At 64.7% G+C, this 20,285-nt stretch carries 20 protein-coding genes; 15 read left to right on the forward strand and 5 right to left on the reverse strand.

The window, feature by feature from the left end:
• Nucleotides 1-91 precede the first annotated feature (91 nt).
• The 13 genes from BLQ74_RS18195 (at nucleotide 92) to trpC (ending at nucleotide 14,767) form a co-directional block, all read left to right on the forward strand.
• On the forward strand, nucleotides 92-2,509 hold the full coding sequence (locus BLQ74_RS18195; RefSeq protein ID WP_090264748.1) for a PAS domain-containing sensor histidine kinase: 2,418 nt from the start codon (nucleotides 92-94) through the stop codon (nucleotides 2,507-2,509).
• Between the two features lie 48 nt (nucleotides 2,510-2,557).
• The gene (locus tag BLQ74_RS18200; RefSeq protein ID WP_090264750.1) at nucleotides 2,558-3,187 is read left to right on the forward strand and encodes a response regulator; all 630 of its coding nucleotides are present in this window, start codon (nucleotides 2,558-2,560) and stop codon (nucleotides 3,185-3,187) included.
• A 176-nt stretch (nucleotides 3,188-3,363) separates the two neighbouring features.
• Entirely contained in the window at nucleotides 3,364-4,401 is a 1,038-nt protein-coding gene (locus BLQ74_RS18205; RefSeq protein ID WP_090264752.1) for an ABC transporter substrate-binding protein, read from the forward strand.
• Nucleotides 4,402-4,604: 203 nt separating this feature from the next.
• Entirely contained in the window at nucleotides 4,605-5,714 is a 1,110-nt protein-coding gene (locus BLQ74_RS18210) for an ABC transporter ATP-binding protein (protein WP_090264754.1), read from the forward strand.
• A gap of 41 nt (nucleotides 5,715-5,755) precedes the next feature.
• Nucleotides 5,756-6,814, forward strand: a complete 1,059-nt coding sequence (locus BLQ74_RS18215) for an ABC transporter substrate-binding protein (protein ID WP_090264756.1) — start codon at nucleotides 5,756-5,758, stop codon at nucleotides 6,812-6,814.
• 180 nt (nucleotides 6,815-6,994) lie between these two features.
• Nucleotides 6,995-8,242, forward strand: coding sequence for an ABC transporter permease (locus BLQ74_RS18220; RefSeq protein ID WP_090264758.1), 1,248 nt, complete (start codon nucleotides 6,995-6,997; stop codon nucleotides 8,240-8,242).
• 13 nt (nucleotides 8,243-8,255) lie between these two features.
• Nucleotides 8,256-9,083 (forward strand): ABC transporter permease, encoded by an 828-nt coding sequence (locus BLQ74_RS18225; protein WP_090264760.1) that lies wholly within the window; start codon nucleotides 8,256-8,258, stop codon nucleotides 9,081-9,083.
• A gap of 138 nt (nucleotides 9,084-9,221) precedes the next feature.
• Nucleotides 9,222-9,896, forward strand: a complete 675-nt coding sequence (rpe, locus tag BLQ74_RS18230) for a ribulose-phosphate 3-epimerase (protein ID WP_090264762.1) — start codon at nucleotides 9,222-9,224, stop codon at nucleotides 9,894-9,896.
• Nucleotides 9,896-10,720 (forward strand): phosphoglycolate phosphatase, encoded by an 825-nt coding sequence (locus BLQ74_RS18235; RefSeq protein WP_090264764.1) that lies wholly within the window; start codon nucleotides 9,896-9,898, stop codon nucleotides 10,718-10,720. The genes rpe and BLQ74_RS18235 overlap by 1 nt, the downstream gene beginning before the upstream one ends.
• Nucleotides 10,721-10,792: 72 nt before the next feature.
• Entirely contained in the window at nucleotides 10,793-12,280 is a 1,488-nt protein-coding gene (gene trpE / locus BLQ74_RS18240; protein WP_090264765.1) for an anthranilate synthase component I, read from the forward strand.
• Between the two features lie 11 nt (nucleotides 12,281-12,291).
• Nucleotides 12,292-12,888 (forward strand): aminodeoxychorismate/anthranilate synthase component II, encoded by a 597-nt coding sequence (locus tag BLQ74_RS18245; protein WP_090264767.1) that lies wholly within the window; start codon nucleotides 12,292-12,294, stop codon nucleotides 12,886-12,888.
• A complete protein-coding gene (gene trpD, locus BLQ74_RS18250; RefSeq protein WP_090264769.1) occupies nucleotides 12,885-13,934 on the forward strand; it encodes an anthranilate phosphoribosyltransferase in 1,050 nt (349 codons plus the stop codon). The genes BLQ74_RS18245 and trpD overlap by 4 nt, the downstream gene beginning before the upstream one ends.
• On the forward strand, nucleotides 13,931-14,767 hold the full coding sequence (gene trpC / locus BLQ74_RS18255) for an indole-3-glycerol phosphate synthase TrpC (protein WP_090264771.1): 837 nt from the start codon (nucleotides 13,931-13,933) through the stop codon (nucleotides 14,765-14,767). The genes trpD and trpC overlap by 4 nt, the downstream gene beginning before the upstream one ends.
• 58 nt (nucleotides 14,768-14,825) lie before the next feature.
• Here trpC and crp read toward each other — a convergent pair whose 3' ends face one another.
• Complete coding sequence (gene crp, locus BLQ74_RS18260) at nucleotides 14,826-15,473, reverse strand: cAMP-activated global transcriptional regulator CRP (protein ID WP_090264773.1); 648 nt, start codon at nucleotides 15,471-15,473, stop codon at nucleotides 14,826-14,828.
• Between the two features lie 375 nt (nucleotides 15,474-15,848).
• On the opposite strand from crp, the gene BLQ74_RS18265 reads away from it, so the two are divergent.
• Nucleotides 15,849-16,271, forward strand: coding sequence for an OsmC family protein (locus BLQ74_RS18265; RefSeq protein WP_090264775.1), 423 nt, complete (start codon nucleotides 15,849-15,851; stop codon nucleotides 16,269-16,271).
• Between the two features lie 220 nt (nucleotides 16,272-16,491).
• On the forward strand, nucleotides 16,492-17,286 hold the full coding sequence (gene speD, locus BLQ74_RS18270) for an adenosylmethionine decarboxylase (RefSeq protein ID WP_090264777.1): 795 nt from the start codon (nucleotides 16,492-16,494) through the stop codon (nucleotides 17,284-17,286).
• A 60-nt stretch (nucleotides 17,287-17,346) separates the two neighbouring features.
• On the opposite strand, the gene BLQ74_RS18275 is transcribed toward speD, so the two are convergent.
• From BLQ74_RS18275 to BLQ74_RS18290, 4 genes are all read right to left on the reverse strand, one after another.
• Nucleotides 17,347-18,102, reverse strand: a complete 756-nt coding sequence (locus tag BLQ74_RS18275; protein ID WP_090264779.1) for a carbonic anhydrase — start codon at nucleotides 18,100-18,102, stop codon at nucleotides 17,347-17,349.
• Nucleotides 18,103-18,249: 147 nt separating this feature from the next.
• Nucleotides 18,250-18,897, reverse strand: a complete 648-nt coding sequence (coq7, locus tag BLQ74_RS18280) for a 2-polyprenyl-3-methyl-6-methoxy-1,4-benzoquinone monooxygenase (protein WP_090264781.1) — start codon at nucleotides 18,895-18,897, stop codon at nucleotides 18,250-18,252.
• 107 nt (nucleotides 18,898-19,004) lie between these two features.
• Nucleotides 19,005-19,343 (reverse strand): histidine triad nucleotide-binding protein, encoded by a 339-nt coding sequence (locus tag BLQ74_RS18285; protein ID WP_090264782.1) that lies wholly within the window; start codon nucleotides 19,341-19,343, stop codon nucleotides 19,005-19,007.
• Nucleotides 19,344-19,448: 105 nt separating this feature from the next.
• Nucleotides 19,449-20,237 carry an SDR family NAD(P)-dependent oxidoreductase gene (locus BLQ74_RS18290; protein WP_090264784.1) on the reverse strand — a complete coding sequence of 263 codons (789 nt, stop codon included), beginning with the start codon at nucleotides 20,235-20,237 and terminating at the stop codon, nucleotides 19,449-19,451.
• Nucleotides 20,238-20,285: the final 48 nt, after the last annotated feature.

A 20,285-nucleotide genomic window follows, 5' to 3' on the forward strand; every position in this document is an offset into this window, starting at 1 on the left:
GGCAGCGTCCTTGGCGAGTTCGCCTCGCTCTGCGGTAAGGTAGCTGCGCTTTTTCCTCGGGGAGCGGCGTGAGCCGCGTGGTGCTGCCGGCATGAGTCGTCTGTCCTGGAACGCCCTTGTGGCGCTTCTTCTGTGTATTCCGCTGTGGGTGATGGCGCAGCCAGCGTCGGTCGCTCCAGACCTGGATCCCACCCAGCGCGCTTGGTTGCAGGAGCACCCGCTGCTGCGCGTCGGAGTCGTCCTGGATACGCCTTACGCCCAGCAGGACCGCCGCCTGCAGCAGCTTTCCGGGGCCAATATCGAACTGCTCCAATGGCTCGCCGCATCATTGCAGGTCAGCCTGCAGTGGCGGATCTACATCGATCAGGAGGAGCTGGAGCGCGCCGCCCGTGCCGGCGAGATCGACATTGCGCCAGGACTCGCGCAGACGCCGGCCAGCCTGCGCGAATGGCTGTTTTCCGACCCCTACCTGCGGGTCCCGCGCTTGCTGCTGGGGTTCCGTGAGGGGCCGGGCGCGGTGGAGCTGGAGCACCTGGGCGGCAACGAGCCGGTGGCTGTGCGCGGTCCCGGGCAGGTGGCTGACTACCTGCGTGGCACCTATTCCGGGTTGAACCTGCAGATCACCGACAGCGACCGCGAGGCCTTGCGTCGGGTGCTCAGCCAGGAAGCGAGCTACGCGGTGGTCGATGAGGCGCACCTGGCCCGCCTCAGTCGCGAAGCGGAGTTCGCCGATTTCCGGGTGCTCGCCGATATCGGCTATCCACAGTTGCTGCGCCTGGCCACCCGCCGCGAGCTGCCGCAGTTGGCCGCTATCCTCGACGCGGCGCTGCGCGCGCTGCCGGTGAAGGACCTCGACCGCCTGCACGAGCACTGGCTGCAACCGCAGTACCCGCGCCTGGGCCAGTCCCCCGGCTTCTGGCAGAACCTCTGCCTGCTGCTCGGCCTGCTGTTGCTCCTCGCCCTGGCCACCGCGATCTGGCTGCGTCGCCAGCGCAATGCCCTGGAGCAGCGTCTGCTCGCCGCGCGGCGTGACATCGAGATGCGCCAGGCCACCGAGGAAACCCTGCGCTTGACCCAGTTCGCCATCGACAGCAGCACCGTGGGCATCCTCTGGGTCAATTGGGACAGTCACATCCGCTACGCCAACCGTGCCGCCGAGGACATGCTCGGTTACGCCCCCGGCGAGGTCGTCGAGCGTCCGCTGTCGGACTTCGAACCGGGGCTGGACATGGACAACTGGCTGAACCTCTGGCGCCGCGCGCGCAACAGCGAAGAAGGCCCGCTGAACTTCGAGACCCGCTGCCGCCGCGCCGACGGCCAATGGCTGCCGGTGGACGTGTCGCTGAGCTTCCTGCGCTTCGGCGAGTCCGAGTACTTGCTGGTTTTCCTCGGCGATGCCACCGAGCGCCGCCGCGCCCGCGCCGCCCTGGAGGAGAGCGAGGCGCGCCTGCAGGGCATCGCCGCCAACGTGCCGGGGTTGGTGTTCCGCCTCGAGCGCAGCAGCGCCGACGAAGACGTCGCCTTCGCCTTCATCAGCGAGGGCAGCGAGGCGCTGGTCGGTTATTCGCCCAGCTACCTGATGCGCAGCGGCACCGGCATTCGTGGCCTGGTGCATCCGGCCGACCGCGAGGATTACTGGCGCAGCCAGCTGGCGGCGTTGGAGGCCGGCCGCGACTGGCACTGGCAGGGACGCATCCTGACCCGCGCCGGCGAGCAGCGCTGGGCTGACATCAAGGCCACCGCGCGCCACCTGGAAGGCGGTCGTTCGGTGTGGGACGGCGTGGTCTGGGACATCACCGAAAACAAGCAGATCGAGCTGGAGCTGGGCGAGTCGCGGGCGCAGCTGCGCGAACTGTCCGCGCACCTGGAAAGCGTGCGCGAGGAGGAGAAGGCACGCATCGCCCGCGAGGTGCATGACGAGCTTGGCCAGGTGCTCACCGTGCTCAAGCTGGAAACCTCCATGTGCGAGCTGGCTTATGCCGAGCTGGACCCGGGGCTGAAGGAGCGCCTGGGCAATATGAAGAAGCTCATCGCCCAGTTGTTCCAACTGGTGCGCGACGTCGCCTCGGCCCTGCGTCCGCCGATCCTCGACGCCGGCATCGGCTCGGCGCTGGAGTGGCAGGCGCGGCGCTTCGAGGCGCGCACGCATATCCCCTGTCTGGTCGAGGTGCCGGAGAATCCGCCGCGCCTGGCCGATGCCAAGGCCATCGGCCTGTTCCGCATCCTCCAGGAGGCGCTGACCAATGTCATGCGCCACGCCGAGGCGCATACTGTCGAACTGGGCCTGACGGTGGAGAACGACGAACTCTGCCTGCGGGTGAGTGACGACGGGCGCGGCTTCGATATGGAAAGCGCCTGGCGCGGCAACTCCTTCGGCCTGGTTGGCATGCGCGAGCGTGTCTTGATGCTCGGTGGCACCCTGGAGATCGACAGCCAGCCGGGCGACGGTTGCACCTTGCGCGTGCGGGTTCCGCTGGAGGCGCAGGAGATGCCGGAGCAAAGCGCCTGAGGCATTCGCAGAAGTGCCGGGCATGAATGATTTTCGGAGAGACGAAGCGTGATTCGAGTACTGGTTGCGGAAGACCACACCATCGTCCGCGAGGGCATCAAGCAACTGATCGGCATGGCCAAGGACCTGCAAGTCGTGGGCGAGGCCACCAACGGCGAACAGTTGCTGGAGACCCTGCGCCAGGTGCCCTGCGAAGTGGTCCTGCTGGATATCTCCATGCCCGGGGTCAACGGCCTCGAGGCCATTCCGCGGATACGCGCGCTGAGCAATCCGCCGGCGATCCTCATGCTGTCCATGCACGACGAAGTGCAGATGGCCGCCCGCGCGCTGAAGATAGGCGCCGCCGGCTATGCCACCAAGGACAGCGATCCGGCGTTGCTGCTCACGGCCATCCGCAAGGTCGCCAGCGGTGGTCGCTACATCGACCCGGCCCTGGCGGATCGCATGGTCTTCGAAGTCGGCCTGACCGACTCGCGGCCGCCCCATGCGCTGCTCTCCGAGCGGGAGTTCTCGGTGTTCGAGCGACTGGTGCAGGGCGAGGGGGTCAACGAGATCGCCCAGCAATTGGCGGTCAGCAGCAAGACCGTGAGCACCCACAAGGCGCGCCTGATGCAGAAGCTCAGCGCGCATTCGGTCGCCGACCTGGTGAAGTACGCGGTGGAGCACAAGCTGGTCTGATCCGGTATCCCTCGCGCCCTGGACTCCAACCATCGGTGCCTGTGCGGGGCTGTGGGTTTTTCCTGCGACGAATGTGCGACCTGTCCGGTTTTTTGAAAGTCCCTGCTATCTCGACTTGCCAGGAATGAGGAATCATTGCCGCCCCAGGCGTATCTCATCGAACAAGGAGAAGAGGGATGTTGCGAGCGGTAACGGGTGGGCTGCTGTTCGGTCTGCTGGGCAGTGTCGCCATGCCGGCGGCAGCCGATTATGTGACGGTGATTTCCTTCGGCGGCGCCAACAAGGCGGCCCAGGAAACCGCCTTCTACAAGCCGTTCAAGGAGGCCACCGGCAACGCGGTGGTGCACGGCTCCTATAACGGCGACCTGGATAAGCTCAAGCGCATGGTGGAAGTCAGCCATGTGTCCTGGGACGTGGTCGAGGTGGAGGCGCCGGAGTTGGCCCGTGGCTGCCAGGAAGGCTTGTTCGAGAAGCTGGACCAGCGCCTGATCGGCGATCCCGCGGACTTCGTGCCCGGCGCGGTACAACCCTGTGGCGTCGGCATCTTCGTCTGGACCACGCTGCTCGCCTACAACCAGGACAAGGTGCAGGGCAAGCCGGCGAGCTGGGCGGATTTCTGGGACGTGAAGAAGTATCCCGGCAAGCGCGGTCTGCGCTGGGGCGCCAAGTACAGCCTGGAGTTCGCCCTGATGGCCGATGGCGTGGCGGCCAAGGATGTCTACCAGGTGCTCGGCACCCAGGCGGGCGTCGATCGGGCATTCCACAAGCTCGACGAGCTCAAGCCCTACATCCACTGGTGGAAGTCCGGCCAGGACCCGGTGCGTGACCTGGCCGACGGCACCGTGGTGATGAGTTCCGCCTACAACGGCCGGATCTCCGCGGCGCAGGCCGAGCAGAAGGGCTTCCGCGTGGTCTGGAGCGGCGGCATCTACGACTTCGACTTCTGGGCGCTGCCGGCCGGCGTGTGGAAGAAAGAGCTGGCCCAGCGCTTCGTCGCCTTCGCCAGCCAGCCCGCCCAGCAGAAGGTCTTCGCCGAGAACATCGCCTACGGCCCGACCAACCGCAAGGCGGTGGAGCAACTGGCGCCGGAAGTGGCGGCCAATCTGCCGACGGCACCGCGCAACATGGCCAACGCCGTGGGCATGAACGTCGCCTTCTGGGCCGAGCATGGCGATGCCCTGGAGCAGCGTTTCCAGGACTGGGCCAAGCGCTGAGTCGTAATTGGATATGCCGGTGTCGCAATCAGTGAGGCGCCGGTTTTTCTTGCCTGATAAGCCCAGATCGTCTGTAGGGATCGCCCTACAGACGATCCTCTTCTACCCTTATAACAAGTTCTCTTCCCGCCCGATTTGCGTGTCTTGCAGGCTTCTCTAGTCTTTCCTCACGGCATTACTTTCATAAATACAAAGGTGCGGTTATGGCCGAGACTCAGGCGAACGATGTGCTGGTGAGCTTCCGTGGCGTGCAGAAGAGCTACGACGGCGAGTCCCTCATCGTCAAAGACCTCAATCTGGATATTCGCAAAGGCGAGTTCCTGACTCTGCTGGGACCGTCCGGTTCCGGTAAGACCACCAGCCTGATGATGCTGGCCGGTTTCGAAACCCCGACGTCCGGCGAGATCCTCCTGGCCGGCCGCTCCATCAACAACGTCCCTCCGCACAAGCGCGACATCGGCATGGTGTTCCAGAACTATGCCCTGTTCCCGCACATGACCGTCGCCGAGAACCTGGCGTTCCCGCTGAGCGTCCGTGGCATGAGCAAGACCGACGTCGCCGAGCGGGTCAAGCGCGCGCTGTCGATGGTCCAGCTCGACGCCTTCGGTGGCCGTTACCCGGCGCAGCTCTCCGGCGGCCAGCAGCAGCGCGTGGCCCTGGCCCGTGCGCTGGTCTTCGAGCCGCAACTGGTGCTGATGGACGAACCCCTGGGTGCGCTCGACAAGCAACTGCGCGAGCACATGCAGATGGAGATCAAGCACATCCACCAGCGTCTGGGCGTGACCGTGGTCTACGTGACCCACGACCAGGGCGAGGCGCTGACCATGTCCGATCGTGTGGCGGTGTTCCACCAGGGCGAGATCCAGCAGATCGCCCCGCCGCATGAGCTGTACGAGCATCCGCGCAACTCCTTCGTGGCTAACTTCATCGGTGAGAACAACCGTATCGCCGGCCAACTGCACAGCCTCGATGGCGACCGTTGCACGGTCAGCCTGGCGCGTGGCGAGAAGGTCGAGGCGCTGGCGGTCAACGTCGGTCAGCCGGGCGATTCGGTCAGCCTGTCGATCCGTCCGGAGCGGGTACGCCTGAACGGACACAGCGAGAGCTGCGCGAACCGCTTCTCCGGGCGCGTGGCTGAATTCATCTACCTGGGCGATCACGTGCGGATCCGTCTCGAGGTCTGCGGGCGCACTGACTTCTTCGTCAAGCAGCCCATCGCCGAGCTCGATCCGGCGCTCAGCGTGGGTGATGTCGTACCGCTGGGCTGGGCGATCGAGCACGTCCGTGCGCTCGATCCGCTGCCGGCGGCCTGAGTCGAAGAAAAACAAACCAGCACACTGTGGAGAGAAGAACAATGTCGAAGTCCCCGTCCCACCCGTTGAAAGCCGGCCTCAAGCTCGCTGCACTGAGCGTGGGCCTGGCCTGCGCGGCGCAAAGCATGGCCGCCACCGATCTGACCGTGATTTCCTTCGGCGGCGCCAACAAGGCGGCGCAAGAAAAGGCTTTCTACCAGCCCTTCGAGAAAGCCACCGGGAACAAGATCGTCGCCGGTGAGTACAACGGCGAGATGGCCAAGGTGAAAGCCATGGTCGACACCAACAGCGTGACCTGGGACCTGGTCGAGGTGGAATCGCCCGAACTGGCCCGTGGTTGCGATGAAGGCATGTTCGAACAGATCGACCCGGCCATCCTCGGCAAGGCCGAAGACTACGTACCGGGCGCCGTGAGCAACTGTGGCGTCGGCTTCTTCGTCTGGTCCACCGTGCTGGCTTACAACGCCGACAAACTGAAGGCCGCACCGACCGGTTGGGCGGACTTCTGGGACGTGAAGAAATTCCCTGGCAAGCGCGGCCTGCGCAAGGGCGCCAAGTACACCCTGGAATTCGCTCTGATGGCCGACGGCGTCAAGCCGACCGAGGTCTACAAGGTGCTCGCCACCAAGGAAGGCCAGGATCGCGCCTTCAAGAAACTCGACGAGATCAAGCCGTTCATCCAGTGGTGGGAAGCCGGCGCCCAGCCGCCGCAGTACCTCGCTTCGGGTGACGTGGTCATGAGCTCCGCCTACAACGGCCGCATCGCTGCCGTGCAGAAGGAGAGCAACCTGAAGGTGGTCTGGAATGGCGGTATCTACGACTTCGACGCCTGGGCCATCCCGAAAGGCGCGAAGAAGAAGGAAGACAGCCTGAAGTTCATCGCCTTCTCGGTCAAACCCGAGCAGCAGAAGGTCTACGCCGAGAACATCGCCTACGGTCCGGTGAACAAGAACACCGTCGCCCTGCTCGACAAGGGCCTGCTGACCAACATGCCGACCACCCCGGCCAACATCGAGAACCAGGTGGGCATGAACGTCGGCTTCTGGGCTGACTACGGCGAGCAGCTGGAACAGCGCTTCAACGCCTGGGCCGCCAAGTAAGGCGGCCGGGCTGGCGCCGGAGGTTCCTCTCCGGCCCGGCCTGAAAACCCCGCCGCCGTCCTGGCGGCGGTCGCGAGGCGTGCGCCGTGCCGTGCCCACGGCGGGCCGGCGCACGCCCGCAATAGTCTGATACCACACCCTTGGCCGTCTTCCGGACGGCCCGTTTTACCGGAGTTCGCTATGGCCACCGCTGTGTCGATGAACGAGGTCGCCGGCCCCACCCTCAAGCAGCGCCTGGCGCGTGCCGAACGGATGAACCGCCTGAAATCGCAGGCGCTGATCCTGCCGCTGCTGGTCTTCCTGCTGTTGACCTTCCTGGTGCCGATCGCCGCGCTGCTCTACAAGAGCGTGAATAACCCCGAGGTCGTCGGCGCGCTGCCGAAGACCGTCAGCGCCATCACCGCCTGGGATGGCAAGTCGCTGCCGCCCGAGGCTGTCTATCAGGCGCTCAGCGAAGACCTGCTGGTCGCCCGCAAGAACCAGACCATCGGTGACCTCTCCAAGCGCCTGAACATGGAACTGGCCGGCTATCGCAGCCTGATGGCCAAGACCGCCCGTGCGCTGCCGTTCAAGGATCAACCGGCTTCCTATAAGGATGCGATGGAGAGCATCGACGAGCGCTGGGGCGATCCGGCCTACTGGCAGGCGATCCGCCGTAACGCCAGCAGCGTCACCCCCTATTACCTGCTCGCCGCCCTCGACCATCGCATCGACGATCTCGGCGAACTGGCCGCGGCCACGCCGGACCAGGCCATCTACCTGGACATCTTCGCCCGTACCTTCTGGATGGGCGCGGTGATCACCGTGATCTGCCTGCTGCTGGCCTATCCGCTGGCCTACCTGCTGGCCAACCTGCCGACGCGCAAGAGCAACCTGCTGATGATCCTGGTGCTGCTGCCGTTCTGGACCTCGATCCTGGTGCGGGTGGCGGCGTGGATCGTGCTGCTGCAGTCCGGCGGCCTGATCAACGGCGCGCTGCTCAAGCTCGGCCTGATCGACCAGCCGCTGCAACTGGTGTTCAACCGTACCGGCGTGTACATCGCCATGGTGCACATCATGCTGCCGTTCATGATCCTGCCGATCTTCAGCGTGATGAAGAGCATCTCGCCGAGCTACATGCGTGCGGCGATCTCCCTCGGCTGCCACCCGTTCTCCAGCTTCTGGAAGGTCTATTTCCCGCAGACCGTGGCGGGCGTCGGCGCCGGTTGCCTGCTGGTGTTCATCCTGTCGATCGGCTACTACATCACCCCTGCTCTGCTGGGCAGTCCGAACGACCAGATGGTCAGCTACTTCGTCGCCTTCTACACCAACACCACCATCAACTGGGGCATGGCCACCGCCCTCGGCGGCCTGTTGCTGGCCGCGACCCTGGTGCTCTACGTGATTTACGGCTGGCTGGTCGGCGCGAGCCGCCTGCGCCTGGGCTGAGGAGAGAATCGAGATGCTGAGTCCCTACATGTCCCCGGTCGAGCGCGTCTGGTTCTACAGCCTGCGTGTGCTCTGCGGTCTGGTTCTGCTGTTCCTGGTGCTGCCGGTGCTGGTGATCGTGCCGCTGTCGTTCAACTCCGGCACCTTCCTGGTCTACCCGCTGCAGGGCTTCTCGCTGCGCTGGTACGCCGACTTCTTCCACTCCGCCGAGTGGATGCGCTCGCTGACCAACAGCATGATCGTCGCCCCCGCGGCGACCGTGCTGGCCATGGTCTTCGGCACCCTGGCGTCGATCGGTCTGACCCGTGGCGAGTTCCGCGGCAAGGCCCTGGTGATGAGCCTGGTGATTTCGCCGATGGTGGTGCCGGTGGTGATCATCGGTGTCGCCAGCTACCTGTTCTTCGCCCCCTTCGGCTTCGGCAACAGCTACATCTCGCTGATCGTGGTGCATGCGGTGCTGGGCGTGCCCTTCGTCATCATCACGGTGTCGGCGACCCTGCAGGGCTTCAACCAGAACCTGGTGCGCGCCGCCGCCAGCCTGGGGGCGCCGCCGCTGCTGACGTTCTTCAAGGTGACCCTGCCGCTGATCGCCCCCGGGGTGATCTCCGGTGCGCTGTTCGCCTTCGCCACCTCCTTCGACGAAGTGGTGGTGACCCTGTTCCTCGCCGGCCCCGAGCAGGCCACCCTGCCACGGCAGATGTTCAGCGGTATCCGCGAGAACCTCAGCCCGACCATCGCCGCCGCGGCGACCCTGCTGATCGGCTTCTCGGTGCTGCTGCTGCTGACCCTGGAATGGCTGCGCGGGCGTAGCGAGAAACTGCGTACCGCTCCAACCTCCTGACCAGGAGCCGGGTGCGCGGCCGGCTGGCCGCGCACCCGTTCCCCGCCCCGCGGACTGGCCATCGGCCAGTTTCCCCGCCTGCCGGGCAGACCGGCTACAATGCGCGCCATCCGAGATTTCCCCCCTCTGAGGTGTGCCATGCAACCCTTCGCCATCGCCCCGTCGATCCTCTCCGCCGACTTCGCCCGCCTGGGCGAGGAAGTCGACAAGGTGCTCGCCGCCGGTGCCGACATCGTCCACTTCGATGTGATGGACAATCACTACGTGCCCAACCTGACCATCGGCCCGATGGTCTGTGCGGCACTGCGCAAGTACGGCATCACCGCGCCGATCGACGCGCACCTGATGGTCAAGCCGGTGGACCGCATCATCGGCGACTTCATCGAGGCCGGCGCCACCTACATCACCTTCCACCCGGAAGCCTCCGAGCACATCGACCGCTCCCTGCAATTGATCCGCGACGGCGGCTGCAAGGCCGGCCTGGTGTTCAACCCGGCGACCCCGCTGGACGTACTCAAGTACGTGATGGACAAGGTCGACATGGTCCTGCTGATGAGCGTCAACCCCGGCTTCGGCGGGCAGAAGTTCATCCCCGGCACCCTCGACAAGCTGCGTGAGGCGCGCGCGCTGATCGATGCCTCCGGCCGTGACATCCGCCTGGAGATCGACGGCGGCGTCAACGTAAAGAACATCCGCGAGATCGCCGCCGCCGGTGCCGATACCTTCGTCGCCGGTTCGGCGATCTTCAACGCCCCCGACTACGCCGAGGTCATCCGCGCCATGCACGCCGAGCTGGCCCAGGTCGGCAAGTGATGAGCGCCGCGCAACCGCTGTTCGCCGGGCATCTGCCGCGTCTGGTGATGTTCGACCTGGACGGCACCCTGGTGGACTCGGTACCGGACCTGGCCGCCGCCGTGGACAAAATGCTGCTCGCCCTCGGCCGTGCCCCGGCGGGTGTCGAGCAGGTGCGCCACTGGGTCGGCAACGGCGCCCGCGTGCTGGTGCGCCGCGCCCTGGCCGGTGGCATCGAGCATGAAGGCGTCAGCGAAGAGGACACCGAGCGTGCCCTGGCGCTATTCATGGACGCCTACGCCGACAGCCACGCGCTGACCGAGGTCTACCCCGGCGTGGTCGAGACGCTCAAGTGGCTGAAGAAGCATGATGTCGAGCTGGCGCTGATCACCAACAAGCCGGAGCGTTTCGTCGCCCCGCTGCTGGATGAAATGAAGCTCGGCAAGTTCTTCCGCTGGATCGTCGGCGGCGACACCCTGCCGCAACAGAAACCCGACCCGGCGGCACTGTTGTTCGTCATGAAAATGGCCGGTATCGCGCCAGCCGACGCGCTGTTCATCGGCGATTCGCGCAACGACGTGCTGGCGGCCAAGGCCGCCGGCGTGCGTAGCGTCGGCCTGAGTTACGGCTACAACCATGGCCGGCCGATCGCCGAGGAAGCGCCGACCCTGGTGGTGGACGACCTCCGCCAACTGCTGCCTTGCTTCGATCAGGGCAACGCGATAGTGTTGCCGGACGACAGTTCCACCCCCGCCGCAAGAGATCGCATCGTGCTGGACACGGCTCCCCGCAAACTCTGGATGAAGGTCATCAAGGCCCTGGCCCGTTGGCGCTGGCGCGCCTGACATTCTCCTGGCCGGACTTTCCGGCGTGCGTTTGCCCACAGACCGTTTTCCACCCTCCTCACGAGGCTGATCATGAATCGCGAAGCATTCCAGCGGCTGGCCGCCGAAGGCTACAACCGCATCCCCCTGACCTGCGAAACCCTGGCTGACTTCGACACGCCGCTGTCGATCTACCTGAAGCTGGCCGATGGCCCCAACACCTACCTGTTGGAATCCGTCCAGGGCGGCGAGAAGTGGGGGCGCTACTCCATCATCGGCCTGACCAGCCGCACCGTGCTGCGGGTCTACGGGCACACCGCGAGCATCAGCGTCGACGGCGTGGAGAGCGAGCGCTTCGAGAGCGCCGACCCGCTGGCCTTCGTCGAGGAGTTCAAGGCGCGCTACCGCGTGCCGACCCTGCCGGGCCTGCCGCGCTTCAACGGCGGCCTGGTCGGCTACTTCGGCTATGACTGCGTGCGCTACGTCGAAGAACGCCTGGCGCAGTGCCCGAATCCCGATCCGCTGGGCAACCCGGACATCCTGCTGATGGTTTCCGACGCCGTGGTGGTGTTCGACAACCTGGCCGGCAAGCTGCACGCCATCGTCCTCGCCGACCCGGCCGAGGCCAACGCCTACGAAAACGGCCAGAAGCGCCTCGCGGACCTGCTGGAGCGCCTGCGCCAGCCGATCACCCCACGCAAGGGCCTGGACTTCAGCGCGGTCGACGCGCCGGAGCCGCAGTTCCGCGCCAGCTTCACCCGCGAGGACTACGAACGCGCGGTGGGCACCATCAAGGAATACATCCTCGCCGGCGACTGCATGCAGGTGGTGCCGTCGCAGCGCATGTCGATCGACTTCAAGGCCGCGCCCATCGACCTCTACCGGGCGCTGCGCTGCTTCAACCCGACGCCCTACATGTACTTCTTCAACTTCGGTGACTTCCACGTCGTCGGCAGCTCGCCGGAAGTGCTGGTGCGCGTCGAGGACGGCCTGGTCACCGTGCGCCCGATCGCCGGCACCCGCCCGCGCGGCGCCACCGAAGAAGCCGACCGTGCGCTGGAACAGGACCTGCTCTCCGACGCCAAGGAAATCGCCGAGCACCTGATGCTCATCGACCTCGGCCGCAACGACGTCGGCCGCGTCTCGCAGACCGGCTCGGTGAAAGTCACCGAGAAAATGGTCATCGAGCGCTACTCCAACGTCATGCACATCGTTTCCAATGTCAACGGCCAGCTCAAGCCCGAGCTGAGCGCCATGGACGCGCTGCGCGCGATCCTCCCCGCCGGCACCCTGTCCGGCGCGCCGAAGATCCGCGCCATGGAAATCATCGACGAGCTGGAGCCGGTCAAGCGCGGCGTCTACGGCGGTGCCGTGGGCTACCTGGCGTGGAACGGCAACATGGACACCGCCATCGCCATCCGTACCGCCGTGATCAAGAACGGCGAACTGCACGTGCAGGCCGGCGGCGGCATCGTCGCCGACTCGGTGCCGGCGCTGGAATGGGAAGAAACCATCAACAAGCGCCGCGCCATGTTCCGTGCCGTCGCCCTGGCCGAACACACCGCCAAGATGCAGGGTTGAGGAGTATCACCATGCTGCTGATGATCGATAACTACGACTCCTTCACCTACAACCTGGTGCAGTACTTCGCCGAGCTGAAGGCCGATATCCAGGTGATCCGCAACGACGAACTGAGCGTCGAGCAGATCGCTGCCCTGAACCCCGAGCGCATCGTCCTCTCGCCCGGCCCCTGCACGCCGAACGAGGCGGGGGTGTCGCTGGCGGTGATCGAACGCTTCGCCGGCAAGCTGCCGCTGCTCGGAGTCTGCCTTGGCCACCAGTCCATCGGTCAGGCCTTCGGCGGCGAGGTGGTGCGCGCGCGCCAGGTCATGCACGGCAAGACCAGCCCGGTGTACCACAACAACCAGGGCGTGTTCGCCGGCCTCAACAACCCGCTGATCCAGACCCGCTACCATTCCCTGGTGGTCAAGCGCGAAACCTTGCCCGAGTGCCTGGAAATCACCGCCTGGACCGCTTTCGAGGATGGCTCGGTGGACGAGATCATGGGCCTGCGCCACAAGACCCTGAACGTCGAGGGCGTGCAGTTCCACCCCGAGTCGATCCTCTCCGAGCAGGGGCACGAGATGCTGGCCAACTTCCTCAAGCAGACCGGCGGGGTGCGCGCATGAACATCAAGGAAGCCCTCAACCGGGTGGTCAATCAGCTCGACCTGACCACCGAAGAAATGCAGGCGGTGATGCGCGAGATCATGACCGGCCAGTGCAGCGACGCGCAGATCGGTGCTTTCCTCATGGGCATGCGCATGAAGAGCGAGACCATCGACGAAATCGTCGGCGCCGTCTCGGTGATGCGCGAGCTGGCCGATTCGGTGCACCTGCCGAGTCTCGATCACGTGGTCGACGTGGTCGGCACCGGTGGCGATGGCGCGAACATCTTCAACGTCTCCTCGGCGGCCGCCTTCGTGGTCGCCGCCGCTGGCGGCAAGGTGGCCAAGCACGGCAACCGCGCGGTCTCCGGAAAGAGCGGCAGCGCCGACCTGCTGGAAGCCGCCGGCATCTATCTGGACCTCAAGCCCGAGCAAGTCGCCCGCTGCATCGAAACCGTCGGCGTCGGCTTCATGTTCGCCCAGGTCCACCACAAGGCCATGAAGCATGCTGCCGCGCCGCGCCGCGAGCTGGGCCTGCGCACCCTGTTCAACATGCTCGGCCCGCTGACCAATCCGGCGGGCGTGAAGCACCAGGTGGTCGGCGTGTTCAGCCAGGCTCTCTGCCGTCCGCTGGCGGAAGTGCTCAAGCGCCTGGGCAGCAAGCATGTGCTGGTGGTGCATTCGCGCGATGGCCTGGACGAATTCAGCCTGGCCGCTGCCACCCATATCGCCGAGCTGAAGGATGGCGAAGTCCGCGAGTACGAAGTGCAACCGGAAGACTTCGGCATCCGCAGCCAGACCCTGATCGGCCTCGCCGTCGACAGCCCGGCGCAGTCCCTCGAATTGATCCGTGACGCCCTTGGCCGACGCAAGACCGAAGCCGGGCAGAAGGCCGCCGAGCTGATCGTGCTCAATGCGGGCGCGGCGCTCTACGCCGCCGACCTGGCCACCAGCCTGCATGAAGGCATGCAACTGGCCCACGACGCACTGCACACCGGTCTGGCCCGGGAGAAGATGGAAGAGCTGGCCGCCTTTACCGCCGTTTATCGAGAGGAGAACGCACAGTGACTGTGCCCACGGTTCTGCAGAAGATTCTGGCCCGCAAGGCCGAGGAAGTCGCCGAGCGCCGCGCGCGCATTTCCTTTGCCGAGCTGGAACAGCAGGCCCGCTTCGCCGACGCCCCGCGTGGTTTCGCCGCCGCCTTGCTGGCGCAGGCGCAGCGCAAGGAGCCGGCGGTGATCGCCGAGATCAAGAAAGCTTCGCCGAGCAAAGGCGTGATTCGCGAGAACTTCGTGCCGGCGGAGATCGCGCGCAGCTACCAGGAGGGCGGGGCGACCTGCCTGTCGGTCCTCACCGATATCGATTTCTTCCTCGGCAGCGATGCCTATCTGCAGGAAGCCCGCGCGGCCTGCTCGCTGCCGGTGATCCGCAAGGATTTTCTGATCGATCCGTATCAGGTGGTCGAGGCGCGCGCCATCGGTGCCGACTGCATCCTGCTGATCGTCTCGGCGCTGGATGACGCACGGATGGCCGAACTGGCCGCGGTGGCCAAGGAGCAGAAGCTCGACGTGCTGGTCGAGGTGCATGATGGCGATGAGCTGGAGCGCGCGCTCAAGACGCTCGATACCCCGCTGATCGGTATCAACAACCGTAACCTGCATACCTTCGAGGTGAGCCTGGATACCACCCTCGATCTGCTGCCGGAAATCCCGCGCGATCGTCTGGTGGTCACCGAGAGCGGCATCCTCAATCGCGCCGATGTGGAGCTGATGGAAGTCAGCGACGTCTACGCTTTCTTGGTCGGCGAAGCCTTCATGCGCGCCGATGAGCCGGGGGTTGAGCTGCAACGCCTGTTCTTCCCGGAGCGCCGTAGCGTCTTGCAGGGCGTTGACCCGGACTGATCGTCACGGGCAGAAAAAAGGCCGGCAATTGCCGGCCTTTTTCTTGTTCGGCGGAGCTTCAGCGGGTGCCGAAGACCACCATGGTCTTGCCTTTGACGTGTACCAGGCCCTGTTCCTCCAGGCTCTTCAGTACGCGGCCGACCATTTCCCGCGAGCAGCCGACGATGCGGCCGATTTCCTGGCGGGTGATCTTGATCTGCATGCCATCGGGATGGGTCATGGCATCGGGTTGCTGGCACAGGTCGAGGAGGGTGCGGGCGACGCGTCCGGTGACGTCGAGGAAGGCCAGGTCGCCGACCTTGCGCGTGGTCTTGCGCAGTCGCTCGGCCATCTGGCTGCCGAGTGTGAGAAGAATTTCCGGGTCCTGCAGGCAAAGTTCGCGGAACTTGGCGTAGCTGATCTCCGCGACCTCGCACTCGCCCTTGGCGCGGACCCAGGCGCTGCGCTCCTGGGCGGCGCTGCCGTCCTTCTCGAAGAGCCCCATTTCTCCGAAGAAGTCGCCGGTGTTCAGGTAGCCGATGATCATCTCGCGACCATCGTCGTCTTCGATCAGGACGGTGACGGAACCCTTGATGATGAAGAACAGGCTCTCGCAGCGATCGCCCGCGTAGATGATGGTGCTCTTCGGTGTGTAGCGACGGCGATGACAGTGCGCGAGCAGCTTGTCGAGGTTCTTGAGTTTGGGTGTAAGGGTAATAGCTACCATGCCCGAGTCCCGGAAATTATAAGAATGGCCTTGTGCACAACAGGCGTTTATCGATTTTTTATGTAGCGCTCCTGGCAGACTGCCGTTGAATATCCGACGACTCCCCCTGTCGTCGAGCCGGCCGCTGCAGTCTAAAGCCCTGATGCCCGTGTGGTGAACGGCAAGAGCTTAACAGACGACCGCAGGCCGACAATGCTTAAGCGCGACCGGCCGCCAATTTAACCTCGCGAGTGTGCCAGCTAAATGACGCCAGCTTAAGATATATCGCTGCTACCTGCGGTGGATTTGAGACGTGGCTAACACGCTGGACCTGCCGCTGGCCGTCGGGGCCTTGTGTTAAGCTGTCGGCCCTTTTTTTCCGGCGGAATCCTTTCGATGAAAGCGCGAATTCAGTGGGCCGGCGAGGCCATGTTCCTCGGCGAGTCCGGTAGTGGCCATGTGGTGGTGATGGACGGTCCGCCGGACGCGGGTGGGCGCAACCTGGGCGTGCGGCCGATGGAAATGCTGTTGCTCGGCCTGGGCGGCTGCACCAACTTCGACGTGGTCAGCATCCTCAAGAAGGGGCGCCAGCCGGTGGAAAGCTGCGAAGCCTTCCTCGAGGCCGAGCGCGCCAGCGAAGACCCCAAGGTGTTCACCAAGATCCACGTGCATTTCGTGGTCAAGGGCCGTGGCCTCAAGGAGGCCCAGGTCAAGCGCGCGGTAGAACTGTCGGCGGAGAAGTACTGCTCGGCGTCGATCATGCTCGGCCGTGCCGGCGTGGAGATCAGCCACGACTACGAGATCGTCGAGCTGGCTTGACCGGCTTGTCACCCTGCTATCACGAGGGTGGCGCAAACTCTGGCGAAGGCCGTCCGACCTCTGCATAATGCGCCACCTTTTTTTCGGGGCCCGGTCCCGGACCAAGCAACCACAATCGCCAACGCGAAGAGGTGTTAACCGTCCTACGCAGGTGCGCGTTACGCATCTGACGGGCATGCTCAACCACGCGGCAGAGCCGCATTGACGAGAGTTCCCCACGGTGAAAAGCAAACTCAAGCTCCACGGGTTCAACAACCTGACGAAGACCTTGAGCTTCAACATCTATGACATCTGCTACGCCGAGACGCCGGAGGACCAGCAGGCCTACGTGCAGTACATCGACGAAGAGTACGATGCCGAGCGTCTGACCCAGATCCTCACCGATGTTGTCGACATCATCGGCGCCAATATCCTGAACATCGCCCGTCAGGACTACGACCCGCAGGGCGCCAGCGTAACCATCCTGATCTCCGAGCAGCCGGTCACGCCGACCGAGAGCCAGATCGAGGAGTCTCCCGGGCCGTTGCCGGAAACCATCCTGGCGCACCTGGACAAGAGCCATATCACCGTGCACACCTACCCGGAAATCCATCCGGTGGAAGGTATCGCGACCTTCCGGGTGGACATCGATGTCTCCACCTGCGGGGTGATTTCGCCGCTGAAGGCGCTGAACTACCTGATCCACCAGTTCGACTCGGATATCGTCACGGTCGATTACCGCGTGCGGGGCTTCACCCGCGACGTGGAAGGCAAGAAGCACTTCATCGACCATGAGATCAACTCGATCCAGAACTACCTCTCCGACGACACGTACGAGGCCTATCAGATGACCGACGTGAACGTGTACCAGGAGAACCTGTTCCACACCAAGATGCTGCTCAAGGGCTTCGATCTGGACAACTACCTGTTCGGCGATGCCACCCGCACCCTGTCGGCGGAGCAGCGCAAGCAGGTGGAAGAACGGGTACGCCACGAAATGCTGGAAATCTTCTACGGGCGCAACATGCCCCGTTGAGCGGTCCGCATGTCGGATAGAACAAAGGGCGCCTCGGCGCCCTTTGTCGTTTCCGCTGGCTCAATCCTCGTCCAGCTCCCGGCCATCCAGCGGCTGCGCTGGGCGGTGGTTGTCCGGGAAGATCTGGCGGAAGCGCTCGATCTGCGCGCTCGACATCTCGATCGGCTGCTCGAACAGAATCCACTGGACCCCTTCCGAGCAGGGCGGTGTGGTCAGCGAGCCGGAGTAGAAGAGGTGGTGGCCTTTGCTGGGTAGCAGTTGACCCAGGTCGGGTGCGATCGCTGCGTCGAGTTGTGCCTCGCCGTCCTTGTTGCGCGGCAGGGCGCTCCAGAGCTTCGCCAATTCGGCGTTTTCCTTGCCGCGCTTGATCATGACCCCGAGCACCAGCAGGTGCCCGTCCTTGTCCTGGTTCACCAGGTGCATTTCCAGGGGGTAATGATGGTGGTTGAACAGGTGCTCGCTGGGGGTGTGGAAGTGGAACTGCAGCAGGCGATAGTCATCGCCCTTGTAGTTCAGGCCATCGCTCCCTGACGGATTTCCCTGGATGGTATGGCCGTTGTTGACCGCCTTGAGTGGGCTGCGCCCGTAGCTGATGCGCAGGTCGGCCGGCGCGACCTTCTGCGGCACCAGCTTGTGCGTGTCCACATCGATGGGGGATTGTGCCTTACCGCTGTTGCACATGGCGTTGCCCAGGTCGCCCCAGTGGGCCGGCCCCTGGTCGCCTTCGTAGGACCAGTGCGCGTCAGCGGCATGGGCGGCAGGCAGCAGCAAGCAGAGCGGAAGAAGCAGGGTGCGCAGGTACGCAGGGGATGGCATGGAAGCGTCTCCGGTAATGAGGATTTTGCCGGAGACGAATTGTATGTAGATGTTTCCGAAGCAAAAGGCTAGCGCCGTGGAATCGGAATATTCGCCGACCCTAGCGGAAAAGACCCGGACCACGGCGCGATGGCCGTGATCATTGGCTCAGATTCGATAGGTCGTCTTGGTCATGACCTTGGACAGAAGGGTCATGCCGAACTTCAGCGGTGCAGGGAAACGCAGGCCGCCGGCTTCGATGGCGTTGCTCGCATGCTGCTCCTCGTCGATGCGCATCTGTTCGAGGATGGCACGGCTCTTCTGGTCTTCGGCGGGCAGCTCGGTCAGGTGCTCATCGAGGTGCTTGCACACCTGATCCTCGGTGGCTGCGACGAAACCGAGGCTGACGCGGTCGCTGATCAGCCCGGCAGCGGCGCCGACACCGAAGGACAGGCCATAGAACAGTGGATTGAGCAGGCTCGGCCGGCTACCCAGCTCGCGGATGCGCTGTTCGCACCAGGCCAGGTGATCGACTTCCTCGTCGGCGGCCACTTCCATGGCTTTGCGTACATGCGGCAGCTTGGCGGTGAGCGCCTGGCCCTGGTAGAGCGCCTGGGCGCAGACTTCGCCGGTGTGGTTGATGCGCATGAGCCCCGCCACATGGCGGCTTTCGGCGTCGTCTAGCTGTACATCCGGCTGCACGATGGCCGGCGATGGCCGTGCCGGGTGGCCACTGAAGGGCAGCAGGGTCCGCAGCGCGGCATCGGCCTGCAGAAGGAATTTGTCGGCGGGAGAATAATGACGGTCGGCGGACATGGCGCACCTCCGGAAGAACATTCGGCGGCCAGTTTAGCGGATTGACGGGGGCAGGTCTTGTTCAGCCGCCACGGAGCGCTGCGCATTCCGTGGCGGTCAGGCAGAACTCAGCCCGGTGGCCAGTGCATCTGGCGTTGGCCGAGCACGTGCATATGGATGTGCTGCACGGTCTGTCCGCCCAGCTCGTTGCAGTTCATCACCACGCGGAAGCCTTCCGCGCAGCCCAGTTCTGCAGCCAGGCGCTGGGCGGTGAAGAGGATATGGCCGGCCAGCGGTTTGTCCGCTTCGCCGAGGTCGTGGAGGGTGGCGATGTGTTTCTTCGGAACCACCAGGAAATGCACCGGCGCCTGCGGGCCGATGTCATGGAAGGCGATCACCTGGTCATCTTCGTAGAGCTTGCGCGCGGGAATTTCTCCCGCTGCGATCTTGCAGAACAGACAGTCCACGGACGTTTCTCCGACCTTGAGTGTGGACAGATTCTAGCGGTCGTCGCGTCGCGCGCCCACCCTGTCGCGGCACATCAGGCGCATGCTGCGCTTGCGCCCATCGGTTCAGCGCGGAAGCGCGGAGCGAATGACGCGGCCGGCGATCAGGCGTACCAGCCAGCGCGGGCCCATGCGCGGACTCCAGGCCAGCAGGCGGTTGCGCCAGCCGGGAATGATGATGGCCTTGTTGCGTTGCAGTGCCTTGACCGTGACCAGCGCGACTTCTTCAGGGCTCATCATCAGCTTGCTGCCGTCCAGGCGCCTGGCCTCGAGGTTGGCATTACGGAAAAAAGCGCTGCGCGTCGGTCCTGGGCACAGCACGGAAACCTTGACCCCATGCGGCTTCAGCTCGGCGCGCAGGCCCTCGGAGAGGTGCAGCACATAGGCTTTGCTGGCGTAGTAGTTGCTCATCCAGGGGCCGGGCTGGAATGCCGCTACCGAGGCGACGTTGAGAATCTGCCCGCCGCCGTTGCGCGCCATCTGTCCGCCGATGGCATGGCAGAGGCGGGCCAGGGCGAGGATATTCAGTTCGATCAGCTCCTGCTCGCGCGACCAGTCCTGCTCGACGAATTCGCCGGAATTGCCGAAGCCGGCGTTGTTCACCAGCATCTCGATCTGTCGGCCACTTTGTTCGAGTTCGTGCAGCAGTCCCGATAGCTGCAATGGCTCGGACAGGTCGCAGACTCGGAACAGCACATCGACGCCGAAGCGCTGCGCCAGTTCGCAGGCGATGCTCTCCAGCGCGTCGCGCTGGCGCGCTACCAGGATCAGCGCCTGGCCGCGGCGCGCCATGGCCTCGGCCAGGGCGAGGCCGATACCGCTGGAGGCACCAGTGATCAGGGCATAGCGTGGCATCGAGAGGGTCTCCGGAAAGGGGCGCGGATTCTAGCGCGCCCCATTGCC

This window comes from Pseudomonas panipatensis (assembly GCF_900099785.1).
GTDB classification, from domain to species: domain Bacteria; phylum Pseudomonadota; class Gammaproteobacteria; order Pseudomonadales; family Pseudomonadaceae; genus Pseudomonas; species Pseudomonas panipatensis.

Excerpts from the sequence above, each read along its gene's own strand:
- BLQ74_RS18195 (WP_090264748.1), top strand. The coding sequence starts at position 92 with ATGAGTCGTCTGTCCTGGAACGCCCTTGTGGCGCTTCTTCTGTGTATT.
- BLQ74_RS18205 (WP_090264752.1), top strand. The coding sequence starts at position 3,364 with ATGTTGCGAGCGGTAACGGGTGGGCTGCTGTTCGGTCTGCTGGGCAGT.
- BLQ74_RS18210 (WP_090264754.1), top strand. The coding sequence starts at position 4,605 with ATGGCCGAGACTCAGGCGAACGATGTGCTGGTGAGCTTCCGTGGCGTG.
- BLQ74_RS18215 (WP_090264756.1), top strand. The coding sequence starts at position 5,756 with ATGTCGAAGTCCCCGTCCCACCCGTTGAAAGCCGGCCTCAAGCTCGCT.
- BLQ74_RS18220 (WP_090264758.1), top strand. The coding sequence starts at position 6,995 with ATGGCCACCGCTGTGTCGATGAACGAGGTCGCCGGCCCCACCCTCAAG.
- BLQ74_RS18225 (WP_090264760.1), top strand. The coding sequence starts at position 8,256 with ATGCTGAGTCCCTACATGTCCCCGGTCGAGCGCGTCTGGTTCTACAGC.
- rpe (WP_090264762.1), top strand. The coding sequence starts at position 9,222 with ATGCAACCCTTCGCCATCGCCCCGTCGATCCTCTCCGCCGACTTCGCC.
- BLQ74_RS18235 (WP_090264764.1), top strand. The coding sequence starts at position 9,896 with ATGAGCGCCGCGCAACCGCTGTTCGCCGGGCATCTGCCGCGTCTGGTG.
- trpE (WP_090264765.1), top strand. The coding sequence starts at position 10,793 with ATGAATCGCGAAGCATTCCAGCGGCTGGCCGCCGAAGGCTACAACCGC.
- BLQ74_RS18245 (WP_090264767.1), top strand. The coding sequence starts at position 12,292 with ATGCTGCTGATGATCGATAACTACGACTCCTTCACCTACAACCTGGTG.
- trpD (WP_090264769.1), top strand. The coding sequence starts at position 12,885 with ATGAACATCAAGGAAGCCCTCAACCGGGTGGTCAATCAGCTCGACCTG.
- crp (WP_090264773.1), bottom strand. The coding sequence starts at position 15,473 with ATGGTAGCTATTACCCTTACACCCAAACTCAAGAACCTCGACAAGCTG.
- BLQ74_RS18265 (WP_090264775.1), top strand. The coding sequence starts at position 15,849 with ATGAAAGCGCGAATTCAGTGGGCCGGCGAGGCCATGTTCCTCGGCGAG.
- BLQ74_RS18275 (WP_090264779.1), bottom strand. The coding sequence starts at position 18,102 with ATGCCATCCCCTGCGTACCTGCGCACCCTGCTTCTTCCGCTCTGCTTG.
- coq7 (WP_090264781.1), bottom strand. The coding sequence starts at position 18,897 with ATGTCCGCCGACCGTCATTATTCTCCCGCCGACAAATTCCTTCTGCAG.
- BLQ74_RS18290 (WP_090264784.1), bottom strand. The coding sequence starts at position 20,237 with ATGCCACGCTATGCCCTGATCACTGGTGCCTCCAGCGGTATCGGCCTC.